Origin of the sequence: Acinetobacter sp. NIPH 542, from assembly GCF_000369825.1 — a bacterium.
In the GTDB taxonomy this organism is placed as follows: Bacteria; Pseudomonadota; Gammaproteobacteria; order Pseudomonadales; family Moraxellaceae; genus Acinetobacter; species Acinetobacter oleivorans.
Genome location: NZ_KB850206.1, coordinates 769760 through 785620 on the forward strand (window position 1 = coordinate 769760; position 15861 = coordinate 785620).

Consider the following 15861-nt stretch of genomic DNA (forward strand, 5'->3'; position numbering starts at 1 on the left):
ATAATGTGAAATGAATTATTTTCAATTTTACTGTGAAATTAATTTAATGTTATCTATTAATATGTTTAATATTAAGTTAAATATAATGAAATAAATATTGTGTCAAATATTGAAGTCATCTTTATAATTAACCTTAAAGTTATTGTTAAATATACTATATGATTAAATAAATTATGGCTGGGTTTTATATATTTTAAAATAATAAACCTTAAATATTTTTTGATAAGTGATTGATGTATCTGAATATAATTTTAAGTTTTTATTGTGATATGTGTCACAAATAAACCTTATTTTTTCAATTAAAGTATTTCTTTAGATTTATATCTTTAATAAATTTATACTATAAAATTCAGTGTGTTTTTTTAATTTAAGCGTGTGATAATTTGAGATATGAAAGATTGGCAATGTAAGTATTGTAATGGTTACATTATGGTTAATCATTCAAAGATTAGCGTAGGAGAAAAAGTTTACTTTTTGGTATATAAATTTGATGCAAAGAATGAAAGGAAAAAATTCTATAAAAAGGGAATTGTGATTGCACGTCACGATAATATACTTCATATTGAATCACGTAAAAAAACTTATAAGATCGAGCAAATTAAAGTCTATCCATTAGGCGCCCCAATGCCTTTCGTTTACAACATGTTTTGGATTTGTGGATGTCCCTGTACTCTACAAAACTAATTTTTTAAATTTAACTGATAGCAAGTTATTTTATAAATAGAACTGGATTAATCATCAGATCCATTTTTTTGTCTTTTGCTTTTACAGATAAGAACTATAGCTTGATAAAAGCGGCACATACATATAACAAAACCCGTGTTATTTATTTGACAAAACGAAGACGTACTCTTATAAACCTCAAGTCAAGTTGAGGTCAATTGTGATGAGTGAAAATAAAAAAGCAGACCCTAGTCGCGTTTTGACTGTGGGTGAAGTTGCAAAAAGGAGCGGGGTTCCTGTTTCAACCCTTCATTTTTATGAAGCAAAAGGCCTTATAAAAAGTATAAGAACGAATGGTAATCAACGTCGCTATCCCTTAATTATTTTAAGATATATTGCGATTATTAAAGTTGCTCAAAGAGTAGGTATTCCTTTAAATGAGATTAAAGAAGCTTTGAGTCAGTATCCGATTGGTAGCAAATTAACAGCTAAGCAATGGAGGGATTTATCGAGTCATTGGCGAGAAAATTTGGATGATCGAATTCAAAAGTTAACTCGGTTAAGAGATGAGATGGACTGGTGCATTGGCTGCGGTTGTTTATCGTTAGAGCAATGTCCATTAAGAAATCCTGAGGATATTTTAGGACAAGACGGATCAGGGGCGCGAATTTTAGAAAGACCTGAATAGAATAGTTCAAAAATGGCTTTTAATTGGGAATATCTTAATTTCCAATAAATTAAATTTATTTTGCTATAACATTCAAGTGAGTTTTTTATTGTAAACAAGTCATATGAAACATGAATTTTTTTGATATCTTTAGTTTTTTTAGTAAGAAGCAAAAAATTATGAAAAAAACTATCTTTCTTGGCTTAGCGCTTGTTTCGTTAACGGCTTGTTCGTCTGTACAACATAAAGATTCAACTCCACCAAAAATTGGTTCACCAAACCCAGCTAGTCAATATTGTGTTGAACAAGGTGGGAAATTAGAAATTAGAAATGAAGCAAATGGTCAGGTTGGGTATTGTCATTTACCAAATGGGCAAGTCGTTGAAGAATGGAAATTATTCCGTGATAACCAAGCGAACTGTGTAGCAGAAGAAGCTCAAAAATTAGTGGGGCAATCTGGCCTGACTGATGATCAAATTAAACAAAAAACTAAATCAGAAATTGTGCGCACAGTAGCTCCAGGTCAACCAATGACAATGGATTATCGTACAAACCGAGTTACAGTTACTATTGATCCTGCTTCTAAGAAAATTACTCAGGCAACTTGTGGTTAATTTGTTAAATTAAAGTTTGCTAAACCAAATCTTGAAGTACAAAAGCCTGCATTTCAGCAGGCTTTTTTATGACTTTAATTTTGGGAATAATGAATGACTGGATACTCTTTTTGTTGAGGCAGTTGTTGCAAAGCCTGATTAATTTTGATGAGAAAAATATCAACTTTATCTTGGCTTGGATTGTTGGTGTTGTATGAAGCTCTTTCTTGATAGTTAATTCCACAGCCAATAATTTTCATATTTGCGGGATTAAAGCTCCAGTCATTTTTATTTTTGATCGAGATATCTAAATCACTATCACATTCTTTCCAGAGTTTTAAAAATTGATTGGAATATACAGCGGGAGCTTCTTGTGCTCGGTAGGCTGTAAATCCTTGCATTTCAGAGTTAGCAAATTGAAGGAGATGATTGGTGGGCATTCCTCCCCAAAGCATAGCGCTATCTTTTGGTAACTTTATTCCTGTTATATGTTCTTCTTTAAGGGGGGCAGTTTGCTCATCTTTCTGTTTGGACTTTTGAGATTTATAAACCAGTTTTGTTCCAACAGGAAATGTTACGCCTTTGACTTGAGTGATTTGTTTTGTATAGAAATAAGGCGAAGTATCACGGTTACAGCCTGTCGGGTTATAACAGCCAATACAACCACTTAACAATAAAACCGGAAAACTTAAAATACTTAATTTGAAAATTCGATTCATTTTTCTTGTCTTTAATTATGTCTAGAAATTTAATATATCAGCATTTAAATCAATAATAAAAAAAGCCCCTAGCGGACTAGAGGCAGAAAAACATCAGATGCAAGAACAGGTGAATTATGCATCTGAGTTAAGTAGGTTGTATCAAACCATGTAAAGCACTTTACCAGCAAAAATGAATAAAAATAGGGAGGTGCGACTAATGGCTAATGTTTCGTGGTCGTTTCTTAAGCACCTATAAACTCAGATTTAATTTCTATTCTCAACGCTCATTTTTAAATTTCATAAATTTTTTAGATTCAATTTTTTTAAAAAAATATGGGATGAACCTTATCTTTAATTATATAAATGAAATTACTATTTGATTTATATGGATTTTTATTCAGTTAAAGAATTTAAAGGGAAAGACTATTCTTTTTGTTGTATATCGTATACGATATATGAAGAATGATTAAGCAGCTATTAATCCCATTCCATAACTTTTGAGATGGATTAACTCGAAAGTACGACTACCCAGAGTTTTATTTGTATTACTGAGGAATAATTATGAGTAATATCTTCACAGGATGTATCCCGGCGCTAATGACTCCATGTACTCCTAACCGTGAGCCAGATTTTGACGCGCTTGTGAAAAAAGGGCATGAGCTGATTGAAGCTGGCATGAGTGCGGTAGTGTATTGTGGTTCTATGGGGGATTGGCCTTTATTGACAGAAGCTCAACGCCAAGAAGGTGTAGCACGACTTGTTGCTGCTGGCATTCCAACAATTGTTGGTACTGGTGCAGTTAATTCAAAAGAAGCAGTTTCTCATGCAGCTCATGCAGAAAAGGTAGGTGCACAAGGGCTTATGGTTATTCCACGTGTACTATCACGCGGGGCATCACCAACTGCACAAAAAGCTCACTTTTCTGCCATTTTAAAAGCAGCTCCAAGCTTACCTTCGGTGATTTACAATAGCCCATATTATGGATTTGCAACTCGTGCAGATTTATTTTTTGAATTACGCCGTGAGTTTCCAAACTTAATTGGTTTTAAAGAATTTGGTGGCGCTGCCGATATGCGTTACGCAGCTGAATTCATTACTTCACAAGATGATTCAGTCACTTTAATGGCTGGTGTAGACACTCAAGTTTTCCATGGCTTCGTCAACTGTAATGCAACTGGTGCGATTACAGGGATTGGTAATGCTTTACCTAAAGAAGTTTTACTTTTGGTTGACCTTAGTAAGAAAGCTGCAGCAGGTGATGCAAAAGCCCGTCGCTTAGCACAAGAGTTATCAAGTGCATTAGAAGTTTTATCTTCTTTTGATGAAGGAACGGATCTTGTTCTTTACTATAAATACTTAATGGTACTTAACGGTGATAAAGAATATACCTTACACTTTAATGAGACTGATGCATTGAGCGAATCGCAACGTAAATATGTTGAAACTCAGTATGAGTTATTCCGTACATGGTACCGTAACTGGTCAGCTGAAATCTAAGTAAGTATTCATAAAAAAAGAGGCTAACAATTAAGCCTCTTTTTTTTATTTCTACGAATTACTTTTTGGTCAGAACAATAACGCATAGGAAAATGAGAATTAAACCTAAATAACTATGCATTGTTAAACTTTCACCCACTACAACAACTGCTAATAATGCTGCAACAGGAATTTCCACCAAAGCTAGTGTCATAGCCTGACTTGCGGGAATTCGTTTAAGACCAAAGCTAAAAAATAAATAGCCTAAAAACATAGGAACAATCGGAATATAAATCGCAACCCAAATGTTAGTTGGGTAATCAAAAAGGTTTTGTGCCGTAATGAATAATGTAGGTAGTAAAAGCACTGCAGAGATACCAAAAATCACTCCCATGGCAGCTCTTGAGTCGACATCTTGGCGAATTAGGTTTCTCATTATCCAAGAATATGTTGCATAGCTCAGGCTAGAGAGTAAGCCAAAAAATACCCCTAAAATACGATCAGATTGTACGACTTGATGCTGCGCGTGATCACCTGCATACGAAAGTAAAATAATTCCTAAAAAACCGAGAATAAAACTGATGAGCCATTTCAAAGAAAGTTTTCGTTTATCTAAAATCCATTCCAAAAGCACTGAAAATAAAGGCGCACAGCCAATAGAAATTACGGTGCCAATAGAAACACCAGCCAAAGAGACAGATGAATAAAATGCAAATGGACAAAGAATTGAAACAATGACCGCAATAAAAACTTGGGATTTATAGTTAAATAGTTTTTGATAATTTTTTTTAATGGCTTTTAAGCTTAAAAATGTATGAATTAATCCACCGAAGCCCACAGAAATGGTAGCAATTACAAGTGGACTAATGCCTTTTGCAAAAGATGCCGCTGTACCTGCTGTACCCCATAGAAAAGCAGCAAATAGTACAGATAAGAAACCCGTATAATAATTCAGGGAAAATTTTGCTTCTGTTGGCGTACTCATATGAAGTGACTCAAACTTTAAAAGTTTTATGCAGCATGATTTTTACAAGATAAAAATTTTATCTTGCAGGCAATAACTCAGCTAAATGGATAGGAATCTTTTTGACAGTTGCCCATCAAGAGAACAGGGTAGTATGCTGCTATTTATTATGATTTGCTTGGTTAGATACAATAAAATGATGACGATTTCAGCATAGTCTAATAATAGTTTTGTGAATTAAATGGTATAAAGTATACTTTAGCTATTAATGCAGTTAAAAATTATTAGCTCTAATAAATAGAGAAAATGAGTTTTAGCAGCATTAAAATAAAGGTAAGCCGTGCCGAAAATAATGCTTGAAAAGCAATGATTTCATTATGGCGGATGAATAAAAATTATCATCCTTTTATTTGTGTCATATTTTGAGGTTAAGAGAATATTCGTGACGCTACCATCTTTTAATGTATCAAATCTTGGTGCAATGCCTTCGGTATCTGAAGTTATTGTCAAATATATTAGAGAAGCAATTATTGCAGGGCATATTGCTGAAGGCGAACCGATTCGTCAGGATGAAATTGCCAAACTTTTTAATGTCAGCAAAATTCCGGTACGTGAAGCCTTAAAGCAACTTGAAGCTGAAGGCTTGGTTGAGTTTATAAAAAATCGTGGCGCAATTGTGACCCGCATCTCTGAAGAAGAGTTGGCACAGATTTTTGAAGTCCGAGTGATGTTGGAAACGAAGCTGATTCAGCTCGCCGTGCCGAATATGACGGAGGAAACTTATAAAAAGGCAGATGAAATTTGTAATGCCTTTATCGATAACATGGATATTGGAAGCTGGACCACACTCAATTGGCAGTTACATGCATGCCTTTATGAACCAGCACAACGGCCTTACATGCTTGGATTAATTCGTTCTATTTACGATAAAATTGAGCGCTATTTAAGATTGCAGATGAATGTTTCAGAAGGCAAATCACGTGCAAATGATGAACATAAAGAAATCGTGAAAGCCTGCAAAGCCAAAGATGTTGATTTAGCGGTTAAATTAATTGAAGAGCATATTAATGGTGTTTGCCAATCACTTTATGAACATCTACCTCACCATAAAAATGTGAAAAAATAAGCGCTCCATTCTTAATCATTTCAGTGTTATTTAAATTAGGCCAATGGCCTAATTTTTTTTTGTCTTTAGTTTAGGTGAAGCAAGTTTTCACTATGCTGATTTCGTCATCGATTCATAAGAAAACGATCAAGCTTGCTGTTTTGAGATCAGTCATCCTAGAAAAAAATGTAAGGATACTTCTATGAAAACAGTAAAAATTTTGGACTCTCATACTGGTGGCGAACCAACACGATTAGTACTTGAAGGTTTTCCTGATTTAGGCACAGGAGATATGGAAAGCCGCCGAAAAATATTATCAGAACAATATGACCATTTCCGTAGAGCAACCATGTTAGAGCCGCGAGGTAATGATGTGTTGGTTGGCGCATTATTGTGTAAGCCAGTGAATCCTAAAGCGAGTGCAGGCGTAATTTTCTTTAATAATACAGGTTACCTCGGCATGTGTGGTCATGGCACGATTGGGTTAGTGGCTTCGTTAGCACATTTGGGAAAAATACAAGTAGGCACACATTTAATTGAAACTCCAGTCGGCGATGTTGAGGCGACATTGCATGAAGATCATTCAGTTAGCGTGCGAAATGTACCAGCATATCGTTATAAAAAAGCGGTCGAAGTTGATGTTGAAAAGTATGGAAAAGTTACTGGTGATATTGCATGGGGCGGTAACTGGTTCTTCTTGATTAATGACCATGGTCAACGTGTTGCAAGTGATAATTTGGATCAACTGACTGACTATGCGTGGACAGTCAGACAAGCGCTTACGGCACAAGGAATAACCGGTAAAGATGGACAAGAAATTGACCATATTGAGTTATTTGCAAGTGACGCCGAAGCGGACAGTAAAAATTTCGTACTTTGCCCAGGCAAGGCCTATGACCGTTCACCATGTGGAACCGGAACTAGTGCGAAAATTGCTTGCTTGGCCGCAGATGGCAAACTTGAAGCAGGAAAGTTATGGAAACAAGCCAGCATTATCGGTAGCCAGTTTATTGCCTCTTATGAGCAAGCAGGGGAATATGTTATTCCAACCATTCGTGGTGAAGCTTACATGAGTGCCGAAGCAACTTTATTTATGGATGAAAATGACCCATTTGCTTGGGGTATTCAGCTATGAGAACCGATGCCATCGTCATTGGGGCAGGCATTGTAGGTGCGGCATGTGCTTATGAATTGGCTCGGCAAGGGTTAAATGTGCAAGTTTTGGATGCTCGTATCGGTGGGGCAACAGCTGCGGGCATGGGGCATTTGGTCATTATGGATGACTTGGACGCCGAATTAAAGCTTAGCCATTGGTCAGTTCAGTTGTGGCATGAATTAGGGCACGAGCTTTCAGAAGAATGTGCCTATCGCCAAACACCAACTTTATGGCTGGCAAGTAGCCCAGAAGAAATGCAGATTGCCGAAGAAAAATATCAACGTCTCACTGCACAAGGTGTCCGTTGCCAACTTCGAAATGCAGAGGAAATCCGTCAGCTTGAACCTCACTTAAAGCATGGTCTCTACGGTGGGTTGGAAGTTTTTGATGATGGCATTTTATATGCACCCTGTGCTGCTGAATGGTTGTTAAAACAATTCCCGCAAAAGATTCAGGTTCAACAAGCTAAAGTTATTCATATTGAAGAAAATCGGGTTCAGTTAAGTGATGGAACATGGCTCGAAGCAGCACATATTGTTTTAGCAAACGGCATTCATGCGACAGATTTTTTTCCAGAGTTACCGATTGAACCTAAAAAAGGTCATTTAGCTATTACCGACCGTTATCCCGAATTAAATGTAAAACATACGTTAGTGGCTTTGGCTTATGCAGCCAGCACTCAAGCGACAAGTGGAATTTCAGTCGCTTGTAATATTCAACCTAGACCGACAGGTCAGCTATTTATTGGGTCATCTCGTCAGTTCAATACGGTTGATCCAACTGTAGAGCCAGAAGTGTTTACTCGGGTGCTTAAAGAGGCTGCTGATTATTTTCCAGCTTTGGCTGATCTTAATGTTATTCGGGCATGGACTGGTTTTCGTGCAGCTACTCCGGATGGCATTCCTGTTATTGGACGACATCCTGCATTTCAATCGGTTTATTTAGCGGTTGGTCATGAAGGACTAGGTGTAACCACTGCGACAGGTACAGCAAGACTTATTGCTTCCCATGTGTGTGGATTAACTTTTGATATAGATCCTGAACCTTTTTTACCTCATCGTTTTATAGGAGCTGCATAGATGATTCAGCTTTTTATTAACGGACAATCAGTTTCTGTGATTGAGGGCACCAGTGTTGCTGCTGCTTTAGCACAAGCAAAGTCTTACAGTCGTCTATCTGTTTGTGGTGAAAAACGTACTCCATTTTGTGGAATGGGAGTTTGTCAGGAATGCCGTGTCAATATTAATGGACTCAGAGTGCTTGCTTGTCAGACGCTGTGCCAGCAAGACATGAAGGTGGAAACACAATAATGGAAAAACAATACGATGTAGTAGTTGTAGGAGCAGGCCCTGCTGGGTTATCAGCTGCTATTGCGGCCGCCGAGAGTGGTGGGCGAATTTTAATATTAGATAATAACCCACAAGCGGGCGGTCAAATCTGGCGTGCTGGACCGATTTTTCCTGTACCTGAAATGGCGCAGCAGAAATATCAACAAATCAAGGCTTATCCTAATATTGAATTTATGTTTGGTGCCAAGATTGTCGCTGCACCTTTTGTAGGCCAATTACTCGTTGAGCGACCTCATGACAGCCTAAATTTGTCTTATCGCCAGCTTATATTGTGTACGGGTGCAAGAGAACTATTTTTACCTTTTCCTGGGTGGACCTTATCTGGAGTAACGGGTGCAGGTGGTTTACAAGCTTTAATTAAAGCAGGTACACCTGTAAAAAATGAACGTGTTGTGATTGCTGGTTCCGGACCATTACTCCTAGCAAGTGCGGACACAGCAAAAAAAGCAGGTGCTCAAGTTCTCTATGTTGCTGAACAGGCAGCTTCATCTTCTGTTCGTAAATTTGCACTACAACTTTGGCGCTGGCCTGCGAAAATAATACAGGCGTTATCTTTACCTTATCGTCTATATCACACTGACAGTTATGTGATTGAAGCGATTGGTCAGGAGCATCTTGAACGAGTAAGACTACAAACGCCGAAAGGAATTGTTGAAATCGAGTGTGATCGACTCGCTTGTGGGTTTGGTTTAGTACCGAATACTCAATTAGGGCAGTTAATGGGTTGTCAAATTAAGGACAATGCGATTGCGGTCGATGACTATCAACGTACATCACAGCCGCAGGTTTGGGCAGCAGGTGAGTGTACAGGTTTTGGCGGAAGTGAGCTGGCGATGGTTGAAGGTAGCATCGCAGGTTATGCAGCTATAGGCCAAAATGAAAAAGCCAGTCAATTATTTGCTCAAAGACAGCGGTATCGTTTATTTGCAGATCTACTTGAGAAAAGCTTTAAGTTACGTACTGAATTAAAAACGCTTGCACGCCCAGAAACTATTTTTTGTCGATGTGAAGATGTGACTTTTGATAAGGTTGCCGAGCGTAGTAGTTGGATTGATGCAAAATTACATACACGTTGTGGAATGGGAGCATGTCAGGGAAGCACTTGTGCAACAGCTGCCGCCTGCCTGTTTGATTGGCAGCTACCTAACTCTCGACCGCCATTACTGCCTACCCGTGTAAAAAGCCTCATGGCGATGTCTACTTCTCCTTTAAATCAAAAATGAAATGTTCTAGAGTAGACAAGTTATTACTTTGCCCGCTCTAGCTCATGACTTTGGTTCAAATTCCGAAACTAACCACAACTTTGGAAGATTTCTTAAAAAATCTGGAAAGTATTGAACCATTATTTGATGCTTTATCTTCGGTGGTATTTTTCATCAAAAATACTGAAGCACGCTATGTCTTTGTTAATCAAACATTAGTAAATCGCTGTGGTCTAAAAGATAAAACTGCGTTACTTGGAAAGACCTCGGAAGAGGTCTTTCCTCACTCTCTTGGAAAAATATATACATCTCAAGACTTGCAAGTCATTCGCCGTGGTAAAAAGTTAACAGAGCAATTAGAACTACATTTATATGCAAAGAATCAGTCGGGCTGGTGTTTAACTTATAAAGAACCTTTATTTGATGCGGATGGAAAGTTAGTAGGAATAGCGGGTATTTCTAATGATTTAAATGTGCCTGAAAATACACATCCTGCTTTTTATAAAATGGTTCAGGTTGAGGAATATATTAAAAAGAATTATGCCGAAACGATTACGTTGGCACACTTGACCGCAATTGCTGGTGTGTCGGTGGCTCAGTTAGAACGCTATTGCAAAAAAATATACCATTTAACGCCGCGACAAATGATTAGCAAAATTCGTCTTCAAGTCGCCACTGAACTATTGGCGACAGATTTACCGATTACTCAAATTGGTTTGCGCTGTGGTTATACCGACCATAGTGCTTTTTGTCGTCAGTTTAAGTTGCATACAGGCATGTCGCCTACTTTGTATCGTGCCTCTACCAAAAATATTTAGATGAAAAAAATGGGCTGTATAGAACAACCCAAAATCATCGTTAAGCAAATAATGTATATTTTAAAGATTAATCTTTAAAAGCAAGTGATCGGCCTTTGGTTTCTTTCACCAGCAAAATCGAGACTATAGAGATCAGACTTGCGGCAACCAAATATAAAGAAATCGGAACCGAGCTATTAAATTCTTTGAGTAAGGTTAAGGCAATTAATGGAGCGAGTGAACCAGCCATAATGGGTGCGACTTGATAACAAAATGAAAGCGCCGTATAGCGAATGTGAGTTGGAAATAACTCAGTCATTAACGCAGAGTAAGGCGAGTAGGTCATCGATTCAATAAATAGACCGAGCACAATCGCTAACATGATGAGCCAGTTATTGCCTGTATCCATTAAAGGAAAGCCGACAAAGCCCCAAAATGCAGTGAGTACAGCTCCAATAAGGTAAATTGGTTTACGGCCAAATATATCGCTTAAATGCCCCATAACAGGAATAATAAAGAAATGGATGAGGTGAGCGCCAAACATGAGCAGTAAGATCTGTGAAGTATCTTTATGGACGACCAACTTTAAATAACTGATCGAAAAAGTAACCACCATATAGTACAAAATATTTTCTGCGAATCGGGCACCGATACCCGCAATAACAGATTTCTTATGATATTTTAAAACTTCAATAATCCCGAGTTGTTGCTTTTCAAGAAGCTGTTGTTTGGCCTGTGCTTCTTTAAACACCTCGGCATCGTCTACATTTTTTCGAATCCATAATCCAATTAGTACCACGACCGCCGAAAACCAGAATGCACAGCGCCATCCCCAATCTAGGAATTGTTCGGGTGAGAGGTTTTTTGAAAGTAGTAATAAAACCAGTGTGGCTACTAAATTGCCGAGCGGTACACCAGTTTGTGGCCAGCTTGCCCAATAGCCTCTGCGATCATCTGGACTATGCTCTGAAACCAAAATAACTGCGCCGCCCCATTCACCACCAAAAGCAAAGCCTTGAATTAAACGCAGCATAACCAATAGTGTAGGTGCCCAATAACCAATTTGATGGAAGGTCGGAATACAGCCCATCAAAAAAGTAGTGATACCAACAATAATCAGGCTAATTTGCAATAATTTCTTACGCCCAATTTTATCGCCGTAATGACCAAACACAAGGCCACCAATAGGTCTCGCTAAAAAGCCAACGGCATAGAGGGCAAAGGCTGCCAAAATACCATCTATAGCATTGCCCGTTTGTTGAAAGAAAAGTTCGCCAAAGACAAGGGCAGAAGCAGTTCCATATAGGAAAAATTCATACCATTCAGCTACGGAGCCGACCATAGAGGCCGCGACTACCTTTTTTAGTGTTGTCGTCATATACCAATATCCTTATTTAAAAATATGTTACGCATAGATTTGTTTGAGCATCTTGCTATTCATTTTTTGCACTTTTTTATTTAAATAATGTGCGGTTACGTTGTGAGATTTGGGTCTAAATAAAAAGGAGTTCATCACTTGGATAAACTCCTTCAAAAAATATTAAAGAGCAGCCTTACTCATTTCACCATTCACTAGGCGTTCAATACCAAGCGGATTGGCATTTTGAAGGGCGAGTGGCAGTAAGTGATCTGGATAGTTTTGATAGCATACTGGTCGTAAATAACGGTCAATTGCTAATGTTCCTACCGAAGTACCACGTGCATCTGAAGTTGCAGGGTAAGGACCGCCGTGTACCATGGCATCACAGACTTCCACACCTGTTGGGTAACCATTTAGAAGTAAACGTCCTGCTTTTTCTTCAAGTAATGGAATAAGGGTAGAGAAGTTCTCAAAATCTTGCAGCTCTGCAATTAATGATGCGGTAAGCTGACCACGAAGTCCGTTTAACGCTAGAGCAAGTTGCTCTGCCGATTCAACTTCAATCACAATCGTCGTTGGGCCAAATACTTCTTCTTGAAGTAACTCATCCTGCTCTAGTAAAAGAGCTGCATCAGCTTTAAAGAGCTGAGGATAGGCTTGCTGGCCTTGTTGTGGTTGACCTGCTAAATGCTCAATTTTGTCGTGTGCGAGTAATGCTTTAAGGCCATGTTCATAGCTTCTTAAAGTGCCTTTGTTAAGCATGGTTTGTGGTGGCTGCTGAGCCATTGCAGCCGTGAACTGCTCAAGAAATTGGCTAAATTCAGCTGATTTAATTCCAATAATTAAACCCGGATTGGTACAGAACTGACCGCAACCTAAAACCACTGAACCACTAAGTTCGGCTGCAATTTTATCACCACGCACTTTTAGAGCTTCGGGTAATAAAACCATTGGGTTAATGCTCGACATTTCGGCAAAAACAGGAATTGGCTCAGGGCGTGCAGCAGCTAAATCGCAGAGAGCACGGCCACCTTTGAGTGAACCTGTAAATCCAACTGCTTTAATTGCAGGGTGTTTTACCAGGGGTTCACCAACACCTTGACCATAAATCATGCTAAAGATGCCTTTTGGCATAGCACATTTCTCAATTGCACTACAAATCGCATTTGCAATTGATTCGGCGGTTGCCATGTGGCCGCTATGCGCCTTCACAATGACAGGACATCCAGCCGCAAGTGCTGAAGCGGTATCGCCACCAGCAGTAGAAAAGGCAAGAGGGAAATTACTCGCGCCAAATACAGCAACTGGCCCAACACCGATTTTATATTGACGTAAATCTGGACGTGGAAGTGGTTGACGCTCAGGTAAAGCTAAATCAATACGGGCACCTAAATAATCACCACGGCGTAATACTTGAGCAAACAGACGTAATTGGCCAGTAGTTCGCCCACGTTCACCGCGAATACGGGCTTCTGGTAAAGCAGTTTCTTGACAGACTGTGGCAATAAACTGGTCATCAAGCGTATCAATTTCACTGGCAATTGTTTCTAGAAAAACAGCGCGCTGTTCTGGCGTAGTTTGTCTAAAAGCTGGATAAGCCAATGCAGCTGCTTGAGCTGCCTGATCAATTTCTTCAGGAGTAGCCTGAGCAAATTGATAGGGTAATGCTTCATCTGTTGCAGCATCATAACTTAAGACAAATTTACTGCCCGAACTTGAACGTTGACCTGCAATAAAATTTTGACCAGTAATATTTAACATTATCAACCTCACTTTAGAGTGAACGTCAAAAGTTGTTCTTCTGACGTTGGAGAATTATCGAAGCCTAGGTTTTACTTTCGAAAAATATAGTATTTTGTATACGTTATTAGTCAAAAGAAAACTCCAACCTATATGTGTTTAAGCAAGTGATCGCTAAGCTTCATCATCATTTTTAATGAGTGCTTTTGGTAAACCTGAATGTATTCCCCAGTAGTAACAACCAAGAGAAATCACCATAACTAAAAGTGTGTCAAACGGAGCTGCCAATAGGTGTGATGCACCATCACCAAAGCTGCCAAGGTAAGAAACAATAATTATTAAAATGTAGTAAACAAGAAGCCAAGCTGATGACTTTAATTGTTGAGCTAGGCTGACTTCTTGGGTTGGCACATAGCGTTTAAAAATGACATAGAGTGCAAACAATACGATTTGTGCACCTAATAACCATGAAATGACATTCCAGCCAGACCAATAGACAATAAAAGAGGCAATCACGAAGGCGAGTGGGCCAAGAACAGTAAAGCCTTTTACATAGAATGGACGTTCAAGCTCAGGAGCATTACGACGTAAGGCACCCACTGTGACAGGAGCTAGGGCATAACTTAAAACTAACGCTGCCGAAACTACAGAAATTAATTTATCCCAAGATGGAAATGGCATAGTCCAAAATACAGAAAGTGCAAATGTTAACCATAATGCATAACGTGGAATGCCTGATTTTGGATCTACACGAGTAAAAATATGGAAGAACGTATTACTGTTCGACCATGCGTAAATGACACGTGGAGTTGCAGCCATATAGATATTGCCGCAGCCAGACGGAGAGATAATAGCGTCTGAAACAACTAACAGTGCTAACCATCCCAAACCTAATAACATGGCAATGTCGCGATAAGGTAATGGGAACTTGTCACTGAGTCCTGACCAACCATTTGCTAACATATCGGTAGGTACAGCACCTAAGAAAGCAACTTGAAGCACGACATAAATAATCGTTGCTAAAACGACAGATAAGATGAGTGCAAAAGGAATGGTAAATTGAGGACGCTTTACTTCACTGGCTACCGAAATAATCGGCGTTAAGCCTAAGTACGCAAAAATAATACCGCCAGCAGATACGGCACCTTGTACGCCGTGAGCACCCATTGGGGCAAACTCGGTCATTGAAAAGTTTGCCGGTTTAAAGTGATAGAGAAGTGCAACCATCACTAAAACTGGAACCGCAAACTTCAATGCACTAATGAGGTTGTTGGCAATTGCAAAGGTTTTTACGCTGTAATAATTCAAAGCAAAAAATACGCATAAAAGTGCAAACTGAAACAACCATCCAATGGTAGTTGGAGATCGGATGCCATCGTGTATTTCTGTAAGTGAAGGGAACCATGCTGCTGCATATTCACGAGCAGCAACGACTTCAATTGCAATTAAACTTGAAAAGGCAATGACGGTCACAGAACCAAGTAAATATCCTTGTAAAGGACCATGTGAAAATACGGGATAACGGATAATACCGCCTGCTCGTGGTAAGGCTGCACCTAACTCACAATAAATAATTCCCAGAATTAAAACGGCAAAGCCCCCAATAATCCATGACAATATACCCGCAGGGCCGGCTTGAGAGGCCACATGACTTGCTGAAAATAACCATCCAGAACCGAAAATGGCGCCTAAGCCAATGAATGTAAGATCCATTAGAGATAACTGCTTTTTAAACTGACTTGTCATTACGTTTTCCTTAACGACAGAACTATTGTTCTTTCATATATCGTATACGATATATGGTTATTGGTAAATAGGGGAATTTTTATTCTATTTAATGGCAAAGAGTGATCTAAATATTGAGTAAGTTATTGTTTTTAATTTTGTTTAAATAATTTAAATTCCAAGTAAATAGCTTGAAAACCAAATTTTTTTTATAAAAAATTGGGAAAGGTTCGCTATTTTATTTGTTAAAAAGAACAATTCTTAAATATTTGTTGAGTAATTTACCATTTAAATTAATGGAAAATTCCATTTTTTGGAAAATATTAAATTAGAAATTGATTGTGTTGTTTTTAGCCAATGACC

General features: G+C 38.5%; 15 protein-coding genes. 10 read left to right on the top strand and 5 right to left on the bottom strand.

The features are described 5' to 3' along the window. Window positions 1-390 precede the first annotated feature (390 nt). The 3 genes from F886_RS09175 (at window position 391) to F886_RS09185 (ending at window position 1944) form a co-directional block, all read left to right on the top strand. Window positions 391-684: a hypothetical protein gene (locus tag F886_RS09175; protein WP_005304072.1), complete on the top strand. Its 294-nt coding sequence runs from the start codon at window positions 391-393 to the stop codon at window positions 682-684. A gap of 199 nt (window positions 685-883) precedes the next feature. Beyond that, window positions 884-1351 carry a redox-sensitive transcriptional activator SoxR gene (gene soxR, locus F886_RS09180; RefSeq protein WP_081402138.1) on the top strand — a complete coding sequence of 156 codons (468 nt, stop codon included), beginning with the start codon at window positions 884-886 and terminating at the stop codon, window positions 1349-1351. 158 nt (window positions 1352-1509) lie between these two features. Continuing rightward, on the top strand, window positions 1510-1944 hold the full coding sequence (locus F886_RS09185) for an I78 family peptidase inhibitor (protein WP_013198272.1): 435 nt from the start codon (window positions 1510-1512) through the stop codon (window positions 1942-1944). A 74-nt stretch (window positions 1945-2018) separates the two neighbouring features. Here F886_RS09185 and F886_RS09190 read toward each other — a convergent pair whose 3' ends face one another. Then, the gene (locus F886_RS09190; RefSeq protein WP_005304079.1) at window positions 2019-2642 is read right to left on the bottom strand and encodes a hypothetical protein; all 624 of its coding nucleotides are present in this window, start codon (window positions 2640-2642) and stop codon (window positions 2019-2021) included. 543 nt (window positions 2643-3185) lie between these two features. On the opposite strand from F886_RS09190, the gene F886_RS09195 reads away from it, so the two are divergent. Next, window positions 3186-4121, top strand: a complete 936-nt coding sequence (locus tag F886_RS09195) for a dihydrodipicolinate synthase family protein (RefSeq protein WP_004793151.1) — start codon at window positions 3186-3188, stop codon at window positions 4119-4121. Between the two features lie 58 nt (window positions 4122-4179). Here F886_RS09195 and F886_RS09200 read toward each other — a convergent pair whose 3' ends face one another. Further along, window positions 4180-5085 (bottom strand): DMT family transporter, encoded by a 906-nt coding sequence (locus tag F886_RS09200; protein WP_005304083.1) that lies wholly within the window; start codon window positions 5083-5085, stop codon window positions 4180-4182. A 421-nt stretch (window positions 5086-5506) separates the two neighbouring features. Here F886_RS09200 and F886_RS09205 point away from each other — a divergent pair, with 421 nt between their 5' ends. The 6 genes from F886_RS09205 to F886_RS09230 all read left to right on the top strand — a co-directional run bounded on the left by F886_RS09205 (window position 5507) and on the right by F886_RS09230 (window position 10694). Continuing rightward, a complete protein-coding gene (locus F886_RS09205) occupies window positions 5507-6190 on the top strand; it encodes a GntR family transcriptional regulator (protein ID WP_000174668.1) in 684 nt (227 codons plus the stop codon). A 181-nt stretch (window positions 6191-6371) separates the two neighbouring features. Next, the gene (locus F886_RS09210; RefSeq protein ID WP_005304087.1) at window positions 6372-7304 is read left to right on the top strand and encodes a 4-hydroxyproline epimerase; all 933 of its coding nucleotides are present in this window, start codon (window positions 6372-6374) and stop codon (window positions 7302-7304) included. After that, window positions 7301-8404 carry an NAD(P)/FAD-dependent oxidoreductase gene (locus tag F886_RS09215; protein ID WP_005304089.1) on the top strand — a complete coding sequence of 368 codons (1104 nt, stop codon included), beginning with the start codon at window positions 7301-7303 and terminating at the stop codon, window positions 8402-8404. Before F886_RS09210 ends, F886_RS09215 begins: the two co-directional genes overlap by 4 nt. Then, window positions 8405-8635 carry a (2Fe-2S)-binding protein gene (locus F886_RS09220; protein WP_000615330.1) on the top strand — a complete coding sequence of 77 codons (231 nt, stop codon included), beginning with the start codon at window positions 8405-8407 and terminating at the stop codon, window positions 8633-8635. Beyond that, entirely contained in the window at window positions 8635-9897 is a 1263-nt protein-coding gene (locus F886_RS09225) for an FAD-dependent oxidoreductase (protein ID WP_005304093.1), read from the top strand. The genes F886_RS09220 and F886_RS09225 overlap by 1 nt, the downstream gene beginning before the upstream one ends. A 44-nt stretch (window positions 9898-9941) precedes the next feature. Next, window positions 9942-10694, top strand: a complete 753-nt coding sequence (locus F886_RS09230; RefSeq protein ID WP_005304095.1) for an AraC family transcriptional regulator — start codon at window positions 9942-9944, stop codon at window positions 10692-10694. A 67-nt stretch (window positions 10695-10761) separates the two neighbouring features. Here F886_RS09230 and abaF read toward each other — a convergent pair whose 3' ends face one another. The 3 genes from abaF to F886_RS09245 all read right to left on the bottom strand — a co-directional run bounded on the left by abaF (window position 10762) and on the right by F886_RS09245 (window position 15519). After that, the gene (abaF, locus tag F886_RS09235; protein ID WP_005304099.1) at window positions 10762-12051 is read right to left on the bottom strand and encodes a fosfomycin efflux MFS transporter AbaF; all 1290 of its coding nucleotides are present in this window, start codon (window positions 12049-12051) and stop codon (window positions 10762-10764) included. Between the two features lie 162 nt (window positions 12052-12213). Further along, the gene (locus F886_RS09240) at window positions 12214-13794 is read right to left on the bottom strand and encodes an aldehyde dehydrogenase (NADP(+)) (protein ID WP_005304102.1); all 1581 of its coding nucleotides are present in this window, start codon (window positions 13792-13794) and stop codon (window positions 12214-12216) included. Window positions 13795-13947: 153 nt separating this feature from the next. Beyond that, window positions 13948-15519: an APC family permease gene (locus tag F886_RS09245; protein ID WP_005304105.1), complete on the bottom strand. Its 1572-nt coding sequence runs from the start codon at window positions 15517-15519 to the stop codon at window positions 13948-13950. Window positions 15520-15861: the final 342 nt, after the last annotated feature.

Excerpts from the sequence above, each read along its gene's own strand:
- F886_RS09210 (WP_005304087.1), top strand. The coding sequence starts at position 6,372 with ATGAAAACAGTAAAAATTTTGGACTCTCATACTGGTGGCGAACCAACA.
- F886_RS09175 (WP_005304072.1), top strand. The coding sequence starts at position 391 with ATGAAAGATTGGCAATGTAAGTATTGTAATGGTTACATTATGGTTAAT.
- F886_RS09190 (WP_005304079.1), bottom strand. The coding sequence starts at position 2,642 with ATGAATCGAATTTTCAAATTAAGTATTTTAAGTTTTCCGGTTTTATTG.
- F886_RS09230 (WP_005304095.1), top strand. The coding sequence starts at position 9,942 with ATGACTTTGGTTCAAATTCCGAAACTAACCACAACTTTGGAAGATTTC.
- F886_RS09185 (WP_013198272.1), top strand. The coding sequence starts at position 1,510 with ATGAAAAAAACTATCTTTCTTGGCTTAGCGCTTGTTTCGTTAACGGCT.
- F886_RS09215 (WP_005304089.1), top strand. The coding sequence starts at position 7,301 with ATGAGAACCGATGCCATCGTCATTGGGGCAGGCATTGTAGGTGCGGCA.
- F886_RS09225 (WP_005304093.1), top strand. The coding sequence starts at position 8,635 with ATGGAAAAACAATACGATGTAGTAGTTGTAGGAGCAGGCCCTGCTGGG.
- F886_RS09220 (WP_000615330.1), top strand. The coding sequence starts at position 8,405 with ATGATTCAGCTTTTTATTAACGGACAATCAGTTTCTGTGATTGAGGGC.
- F886_RS09195 (WP_004793151.1), top strand. The coding sequence starts at position 3,186 with ATGAGTAATATCTTCACAGGATGTATCCCGGCGCTAATGACTCCATGT.
- F886_RS09245 (WP_005304105.1), bottom strand. The coding sequence starts at position 15,519 with ATGACAAGTCAGTTTAAAAAGCAGTTATCTCTAATGGATCTTACATTC.
- F886_RS09200 (WP_005304083.1), bottom strand. The coding sequence starts at position 5,085 with ATGAGTACGCCAACAGAAGCAAAATTTTCCCTGAATTATTATACGGGT.
- F886_RS09240 (WP_005304102.1), bottom strand. The coding sequence starts at position 13,794 with ATGTTAAATATTACTGGTCAAAATTTTATTGCAGGTCAACGTTCAAGT.
- abaF (WP_005304099.1), bottom strand. The coding sequence starts at position 12,051 with ATGACGACAACACTAAAAAAGGTAGTCGCGGCCTCTATGGTCGGCTCC.